Annotated in this window: 5 protein-coding genes; 4 read left to right on the forward strand and 1 reads right to left on the reverse strand. The window is 75.1% G+C overall.

Annotated features, from left to right (window positions below; genetic code table 11):
* The first annotated feature begins 6 nt into the window (after positions 1–6).
* Genes ACZ6K0_RS42805 through ACZ6K0_RS42815 form a run of 3 tightly spaced genes read left to right on the forward strand, consistent with a single transcriptional unit; the run spans position 7 to position 4,045 of the window.
* Positions 7–2,070 (forward strand): putative cobaltochelatase, encoded by a 2,064-nt coding sequence (locus tag ACZ6K0_RS42805; RefSeq protein WP_469228086.1) that lies wholly within the window; start codon positions 7–9, stop codon positions 2,068–2,070.
* Positions 2,070–2,678 (forward strand): cob(I)yrinic acid a,c-diamide adenosyltransferase, encoded by a 609-nt coding sequence (gene cobO, locus ACZ6K0_RS42810; protein WP_329624182.1) that lies wholly within the window; start codon positions 2,070–2,072, stop codon positions 2,676–2,678. Before ACZ6K0_RS42805 ends, cobO begins: the two co-directional genes overlap by 1 nt.
* Entirely contained in the window at positions 2,672–4,045 is a 1,374-nt protein-coding gene (locus tag ACZ6K0_RS42815) for a cobyrinate a,c-diamide synthase (RefSeq protein WP_469228088.1), read from the forward strand. The genes cobO and ACZ6K0_RS42815 overlap by 7 nt, the downstream gene beginning before the upstream one ends.
* Before the next feature lie 2 nt (positions 4,046–4,047).
* Here ACZ6K0_RS42815 and ACZ6K0_RS42820 read toward each other — a convergent pair whose 3' ends face one another.
* Complete coding sequence (locus tag ACZ6K0_RS42820; protein WP_376394805.1) at positions 4,048–4,776, reverse strand: ZIP family metal transporter; 729 nt, start codon at positions 4,774–4,776, stop codon at positions 4,048–4,050.
* Between the two features lie 66 nt (positions 4,777–4,842).
* On the opposite strand from ACZ6K0_RS42820, the gene cobC reads away from it, so the two are divergent.
* Positions 4,843–6,534, forward strand: coding sequence for an Rv2231c family pyridoxal phosphate-dependent protein CobC (gene cobC / locus ACZ6K0_RS42825; protein ID WP_469228090.1), 1,692 nt, complete (start codon positions 4,843–4,845; stop codon positions 6,532–6,534).
* Positions 6,535–6,705 lie beyond the last annotated feature (171 nt).

Genomic DNA, 6,705 nt, shown 5'->3' on the forward strand with positions numbered 1-6,705 from the left:
CAACCGATGAGCACCCGGTATCCGTTCACCGCCGTCGTCGGCATGGACGATCTGCGGCTCGCGCTGCTGCTGAACGCGGTCAGTCCGGCGGTGGGCGGTGTGCTCGTCCGGGGCGAGAAGGGGACCGCCAAGTCCACGGCCGTCCGCGCGCTCGCCGATCTGCTGCCGGTGGTTCCCGTCGTGGCGGGCTGCCGCTTCAGCTGCGATCCCGTCTCGCCCGACCCCGGCTGCCCGGACGGGCCGCACGCCGACGCCCCCGGGGCCGAACGCGCCGCACGCATGGTCGAGTTGCCCGTCGGCGCCTCCGAGGACCGGCTCGTCGGCTCGCTCGACATCGAGAAGGCGCTCGCCGAGGGCGTGAAGGCCTTCGAGCCCGGCCTCCTCGCCTCCGCCCACCGGGGCATCCTGTACGTCGACGAGGTCAACCTGCTGAGCGACCACCTCATCGACCACCTGCTCGACGCCGCCGCCATGGGCGCCTCGCACGTCGAGCGCGAGGGCGTCTCCGTACGGCATGCCGCCCGCTTCCTGCTCGTCGGGACCATGAACCCCGAAGAGGGCGAACTGCGGCCGCAGTTGCTCGACCGGTTCGGGCTGACCGTGGAGGTCGCCGCCTCCCGCGTGCCCGAGCAGCGGGTGGAGGTCGTCCGGCGGCGGCTCGCCTTCGAGGACGACGCCGCCGGGTTCGCCGCCCGCTGGGCGGACGAGGAGACCGCGCTGCGGGACCGGATCATCGCCGCCCGCACCCTGCTGCCGAAGGTGGCCCTCGGCGACGCCGCCCTCCTCCAGATCGCCGCGACCTGCGCCGCGTTCGAGGTCGACGGCATGCGCGCCGACATCGTCATGGCGCGGGCCGCCACCGCCCTCGCCGCCTGGGCCGGCCGCACGGAGGTCACCTCCGAGGACGTGCGGCAGGCCGCGCTCCTGGCCCTCCCCCACCGGCGTCGGCGCAACCCCTTCGACGCGCCCGGCCTCGACGAGGACAAGCTCGACGAGACCCTGGAGCAGTTCAAGGGTGAGGAGCCGGAGACCGACTCCGACGAGGACCCCGAGCCCGACGGCCCGGGTGACGGCGGCCCCGGCGGTGGCGGAGGGATTCCGCCGCAGGGCGAAGGCCCCGCCCCCGAGACGGACGGTGCGCCCGAGGAGACCCCTGCCGACGCGCCCGCGCCCGCCGAGGCTCCGGACCCCGCCCCCGCCCCGCAGGGCTCCGGCGCCGGTGAGCGCGCGGCCGTCCAGGCCGCCGAGCCCTTCCGTACGAAGATGCTGAGCGTGCCCGGTCTGGGCGAGGGCGCCGCCGGGCGCCGCTCCCGGGCCCGTACCGAGCACGGCCGTACCACCGGATCCACCCGGCCCCGCGGCGCGCTCACCAAGCTGCACCTGACGGCGACCGTGCAGGCCGCCGCCCCGCACCAGCGGGCGCGCGGGCGGACCGGTCCCGGGCTCGTCGTCCGGCGGGACGACCTGCGGCAGGCGACCCGTGAGGGGCGTGAGGGGAACCTCGTGCTCTTCGCCGTGGACGCCTCCGGCTCGATGGCGGCCCGGCAGCGGATGAGCGCCGTGAAGGGTGCCGTCCTCTCGCTGCTCCTCGACGCCTACCAGCGGCGCGACAAGGTCGGCCTGATCACCTTCCGGGGCCGTACCGCCGATCTGGCGCTGCCGCCGACCTCGTCCGTGGACGCCGCCGCCGCACGCCTTGAGCAGCTCCCGACCGGCGGCCGTACGCCGCTGTCCGCCGGGCTCCTCAAGGCCCACGACGTGCTGCGGATCGAGCGGCTGCGGGACCCCTCGCGCCGCCCGCTGCTCGTCGTCGTGACCGACGGCCGGGCGACCGGCGGCGGCGCCGACCCGGTGGCGCTGGCCGCCCGGGCGGCCCGGCTGCACGCCGCCGACGGCACGGCGAGCGTGGTCGTGGACTGCGAGACGGGCCCCGTGCGGCTCGGGCTCGCCGGGAGCCTCGCACGCGAACTCGGCGGCACCGCCGTCACCTTGGACGAGCTGCGGGCCGACTCGATCGCCGGCCTCGTCAGGGACGTACAGGCAGATCAGACAACCAGGAGGGCCGCTTAATGCCGCAGGGACAGCCGACCGTCGTGCCCGACGACGGTCTCACCACCCGTCAGCGCCGCAACCGCGCACTGGTGATGGTGCACACGGGCGTCGGCAAGGGGAAGTCGACCGCCGCCTTCGGCATGGCGCTGCGCGCCTGGAACCAGGGCTGGCCGATCGGGGTGTTCCAGTTCGTCAAGTCCGCCAAGTGGAAGGTCGGCGAGGAGAACGCCCTCAAGGCGCTCGGCGAGACCGGCAAGGGCGGCACGGTCACCTGGAACAAGATGGGCGAGGGCTGGTCCTGGATCCAGCGCGAGGTCGCCGAGGGCGAGCAGTCGCACGAGGAGAAGGCCCGCGAGGGCTGGGAGCAGGTCAAGCGTGACCTCGCCGAGGAGCGGTACAAGTTCTACGTCCTCGACGAGTTCGCCTACCTGCTGCACTGGGGGTGGATCGACACCAAGGAGGTCGTCGAGGTCCTCCGCGACCGTCCCGGCCACCAGCACGTCGTCATCACCGGGCGCAACGCGCCGCAGGAGCTGGTCGACTTCGCCGATCTCGTCACCGACATGTCCAAGGTCAAGCACCCGATGGACGCCGGTCAGAAGGGCCAGCGGGGCATCGAGTGGTAGCACGTCTCGTCATCGCCGCGCCGTCGTCCGGCGCGGGCAAGACCACGGTCGCGACCGGCCTCATGGCCGCGTTCGCGGGCCGTGGTCTGGCCGTCTCCCCGCACAAGGTCGGCCCCGACTACATCGACCCCGGCTACCACGCCCTGGCGACCGGCCGGCCGGGCCGCAACCTCGACGCGTACATGTGCGGTACGGGGCTGGTCGCGCCGCTCTTCGAGCACGGGGCGCGCGGCTGCGACCTGGCCGTGGTCGAGGGGGTCATGGGCCTGTACGACGGGGCCGCCGACCAGGGCGAGCTGGCGTCCACCGCGCAGGTGGCGAAGCTCCTGAAGGCTCCGGTGGTGCTCGTCGTGGACGCGTCGTCGCAGTCGCGGTCGGTGGCGGCGCTCGTGCACGGGTTCGCGTCGTGGGATCCGGAGGTGCGGATCGGGGGCGTGATCCTCAACAAGGTCGCCACGGACCGGCACGAGCACCTGCTGCGGGAGGCGCTCGGGGAGTCGGGGGTGCCGGTGCTCGGCGTGCTGCGGCGGGCGCCAGCCGTGGCGACTCCGTCGCGGCACCTGGGGCTTGTGCCGGTTGCCGAGCGGCAGGCCGCGGCGGTGGAGGCGGTGGCCGCGCAGGCGGAGCAGGTGCTTGCCGGGTGCGATCTGGAGGGGCTGCTGGCATTGGCCCGCAGCGCGCCCGAGCTGCACGCCGAGCCGTGGGACGCCCACAACCCGGCCACCGGGCCGCAGTCGGCGAACGAGCCCGGCCGCAGGCCGGTGGTCGCCGTCGCCGGTGGGGCTGCGTTCACGTTCTCGTACGCCGAGCACACGGAGTTGCTCATCGCCGCGGGCGCGGACGTCGTCACGTTCGATCCGCTCCGGGACGAAGCGCTGCCCGAGGGCACCTCCGGGCTCGTCATAGGCGGCGGGTTTCCCGAGATGTACGGGGCCGAGCTGTCCGCCAACGAGCCGTTGCGGAAGGCCGTCGCCGCGCTCGCCGAGGCCGGCGCGCCGATCGCCGCCGAGTGTGCCGGGCTGCTCTATCTCGCGCGGTCCCTCGACGGCACGCCCATGTGCGGGGTGCTCGACGCGGACGCGCGGATGTCGGAGCGGCTCACTCTCGGGTACCGGGACGCCGTCGCCGTGAGCGACAGCGTGCTCGCTCCGACGGGCGCCCGGCTGCGGGGGCACGAGTTCCACCGGACCGTGATCGAGCCGGGCGCCGGGGCCACGCCCGCCTGGGGGCTGCGGCAGCCGGAGCGGCGCGTCGAGGGCTTCGTCCAGGGAGGGGTGCACGCCAGCTACGTGCACACCCACTGGGCGGGTGCTCCCGAGGTGGCCGCGCGGTTCGTCGAGCGGTGCGCGGGCGGTCCCGCCGCGTGAGATCAGCCGCCGGAGACGCCCACCACGAGCCAGATGAAGGCCACGCCCGCGACCGTGCACAGCAGGGTCGAACGGGCGGGGTGTTCGTGGTGGGCCTCGGGCAGGATCTCGGCGGCGGCCAGATAGAGCAGAGCGCCGCCGAAGAAGCCGAGATAGCTGCCGAGGAGTTCCTCCGGAAGGGTGAACAGCAGGGTGGAGGCCGCGCCGACGATGGGGGCGACGGCATCGGCGACGAGCATCCCGATGGCCTTGCGGCGGGCGTTCCCGTAGAGGCTCGTGATCGTGTACGTGTTGAAGCCGTCGGCGAAGTCGTGGGTGATGACGGCGAGGGCGACGGTGGCGCCCATGCCGCCGCCGACCTGGAAGGCGGCGCCGAGGGCGACGCCGTCCATGAGGCTGTGGAGGACCATCGCGGCGGCCGCGGTGAGGCCGACCTGCGGGACCCTCTCGTCGGCCCCGACCCCGTGTGCCGCCTGGCGGACGGCGAGGAGGCGCTCCACCACATGGGCGAAGAGGAAGCCTCCGACGAAGAGCAGCAGGGCCTCGGGGACACCGAAGACCTTCTCCCCCGCGGCCTCCAGGGCCTCCGGCAGGAGGTCGAGTCCGACGACGCCGAGCATGAGCCCGCCGGCGAGTCCGAGGACGAGGTGGCGGCGGTCGGTGACGCGCCCGGCGACCCAGCCGCCGAAGAGCGTCATGAGGAACGCGCCCAGCGCGACGACTACAGCCATGGGCCTTTGCTATCGGATGCGGCGGTGTGCGCGCACCTCGGCGTCGGGGCCCGGCCGGGAGTTCCGGTGGACGAAGTGCTCGCGCTGGTCGACGTGGTGCTGCGGGAGGCGGGGCTGACGCGGGCGGCCGTGCCGTCGCTGGCCACGCTCGACGTGCGGGCCGCCGAGCCGGGTGTCGCGGGCGCGGGCGCGGAGCTGGGGGTTCCGGTGCGGGGGTTCACGGCCGCGGAGCTGGCCGCCGTCCCCGTACCGCATCCGTCGGCGCTGCCGCTGGCCGCGACGGGCACGCCGTCGGTGGCGGAGGCAGCCGCGCTGCTGTCGGCGGGAGCGGGGCCAGGGGCCGGGGCTGGGGCCGCAGCGGGGTCAGGGGCTGAGGCCGGGGCTGAGGCCGAGGCTGAGGCCGGGGCCGGGGCCGGGGCTGGGGCTGGGACTGGGGCTGGGGCAGTCGGGACTGCGGGGGCCACCGAGGCCGCCGAGGTCACCGAAGCCATCGAGGCCTCCGGGGGCGCGCGGGCCGTGCTGCTCGTGCCGAAGCGGAAATCCCGGCGCGTAACGTGCGCGATTGCCACATGTGTACCGATTTATCCGCACGAACATGCCCCAGACGTACGGTTGTTGCCCCTGACTCACGGGTACATCGCTGGCGAGCCTGGCTCACCCCCCACCATCCCCACCCCCCACACGACGGCGGCCATGGACACGCACACGCACGCGCATACCGACGCCCACGACCTGCGCCACCACGGTGACGCCGAGGTCCGGGACGAGAAGTTGATCGATCTCGCGGTCAACGTCCGGACGAACACCCCACCGGACTGGCTGCGGAAGAGAATCGCCGATTCGCTGACCGGCCTCGCGGCCTATCCCGACGGCCGGGCCGCGCGGGCCGCGGTCGCGGTGCGGCACGATCTGCCGACCGGCCGGGTGCTGCTCACGGCCGGTGCCGCGGAGGCCTTCGTGCTGCTCGCGCGGGCGCTGCCGGCGCGCCGGCCCGTGGTGGTGCACCCGCAGTTCACCGAGCCGGAAGCGGCGCTGCGCGACGCCGGGCACGAGGTGGGCCGGGTGCTGCTGCGCGCGGAGGACGGTTTCCGGCTGGATCCGGCGATGGTGCCCGAGGACGCGGATCTGGTGGTGATCGGGAACCCCACGAACCCGACCTCCGTCCTGCATCCCGCCGCCTCGATCGCCGCCCTGGCCCGGCCGGGGCGGACGCTCGTGGTCGACGAGGCGTTCATGGACGCGGTGCCGGGCGAGCGGGAGTCGCTGGCCGGGCGGACCGACGTGCCGGGGCTCGTGGTGCTGCGCAGCCTCACCAAGACCTGGGGGCTCGCGGGCCTGCGGATCGGGTACGTGCTCGCCGAGCCGGAGACGATCGCGCTGCTCGAACGGGCGCAGCCGCTGTGGCCGGTGTCGACGCCGGCGCTGGTGGCGGCGGAGGCCTGCATGTCGCGGGCGGCGCTCGCGGAGGCCGAGCACGCGGCGCACCGGATCGGTGTGGAGCGGGCGCATCTGCTCGCCGGTCTCGCGGAGTTCGACGAGGTGCGGACGGTCGACGGGGCGGAGGGTCCGTTCGTCCTGCTGCGGATCGAGGGCGCGGACGCGATACGGGACCGGCTGCGGCTGCTCGGTTTCGCGGCCCGCCGGGGCGACACGTTCCCGGGGCTCGACCGGAACTGGCTGCGGCTCGCGGTCCGGGACCGGGCGACGACGAACCGTTTCCTTCAGGCCCTGGACCAGGCGCTCCTGCTGGGCGGCTGATCGGCGCGTACGGGCGGCGGCAAGGGGTGGGGGGGGGGGGGCGGGGGGGCCCGCGCCCCCCCCCCCCCCCCCCGGCCCCCCCGGCCCCCCGCCCCCCCCGCCCCCCGCGGGCCCCCGGTGGCCCAACGGGCGCGCCCCCCCCCCCCCCCCCCCCCCCCGCGCGGGCCCCCC

Source organism: Streptomyces sp. NPDC042346 (assembly GCF_055581845.1).

What these genes read in the sequence shown, in the direction of transcription:
- ACZ6K0_RS42820 (WP_376394805.1), bottom strand. Translation starts at nt 4,776, where the DNA reads ATGGCTGTAGTCGTCGCGCTGGGCGCGTTCCTCATGACGCTCTTCGGC.
- ACZ6K0_RS42805 (WP_469228086.1), top strand. Translation starts at nt 7, where the DNA reads ATGAGCACCCGGTATCCGTTCACCGCCGTCGTCGGCATGGACGATCTG.
- cobO (WP_329624182.1), top strand. Translation starts at nt 2,070, where the DNA reads ATGCCGCAGGGACAGCCGACCGTCGTGCCCGACGACGGTCTCACCACC.